The following is a 1,042-nucleotide window of genomic DNA, read 5'->3' as shown; positions in this document are numbered from 1 at the left end:
GTGAAGATGCACACCGGCGTCGACTGGGCCACCACCTACGGCACGCCGATCTTCGCCTCCGGCAACGGCGTGATCGAGAAGGCCGGCACCGAGGGCGGCTACGGCAAATATATCCGCATCAAGCACAACAACGGCTACGAGACCGCCTACGGCCACATGTCGGCCTTCGCCAAGGGCATGGAAGCCGGCAAGAAGGTCCGCCAGGGCCAGGTGATCGGCTTCGTCGGCTCGACCGGTGCCTCGACCGGCCCCCACGTGCACTACGAAATCCTGGTCAACGGCCGCTTCGTCGATCCGCTGCGCGTGAAACTGCCGCGCGGCCGTTCGCTGGAAGGCCCGATGCTGGCCGGCTTCGAGAAGGAGCGCGACCGGCTCGACGGCATGATGAGCGGCCGCGGCGGCGCCATCGCCCGCATCTCGGATGCGACCGGCGGACCGTTGCAGGTCACCAACCGGTAAGCCGGCAACCGGCCGACATCGACCGGACATCTTCATCGACACGGTTGAATGGGACGCTTTCGGAGCGACGCCGCTTTACGGCGTCACAACGTTAAGTTTCGTTTGCCAAAGCCGCATGACGGGCGAATACTTTCCAAAAATGGGAGGTCACGCCGTGAAGAACAGGCTTGCCTGCACAGCCGTCGTTGCTGCGATTTTCTGCACCACGAGCGCGTCGGCCCAGAAATTACAGGAGACTTGGGAGGTCACGAAACTCGTCCCCGGTTCGGCGTTCCATGGCGTGCATGGGCTCGGGGTCGACAAGGCCGGCCATCTGTTTGCCGGCAGYGTCGCCGGCGCCATGCTCTATGAAGTGGATATCGCCGGCGGTACCGCCAAGGTTGCAATCCCAGCTCCCGTGGGGATGGCCGACGACATCGCATTCGCGCCCGACGGCACCATGGCCTGGACCGGCTTCCTGGCCGGCGATCTCTATTCGCGCAAGGGCGACGGCCCGATCAAGAAGCTCGCCTCGGGCCTTCCCGGCATCAACTCGCTGGCCTACCGCAAGGACGGCAGGCTCTACGCCACGACGGTCTTCCTC

1 protein-coding gene and 1 pseudogene are annotated in these 1,042 nt (G+C 64.7%); both read left to right on the top strand.

Annotated elements, in window-relative coordinates; all coding sequences use genetic code 11:
- A partial coding sequence (locus ACXJL8_RS41865; protein WP_456687121.1) for a M23 family metallopeptidase occupies positions 1-459 on the top strand: 459 nt, incomplete at its 5' end.
- Between the two features lie 154 nt (positions 460-613).
- Positions 614-1,042, top strand: a pseudogene (locus tag ACXJL8_RS41860) (hypothetical protein); the annotation flags it as partial.

The organism is Bradyrhizobium sp. P5_C11_2 (genome assembly GCF_054049755.1).
The sequence above is the reverse complement of the archived record's forward strand: the minus strand, read 5'-3'. Positions and strand labels throughout refer to the sequence as shown.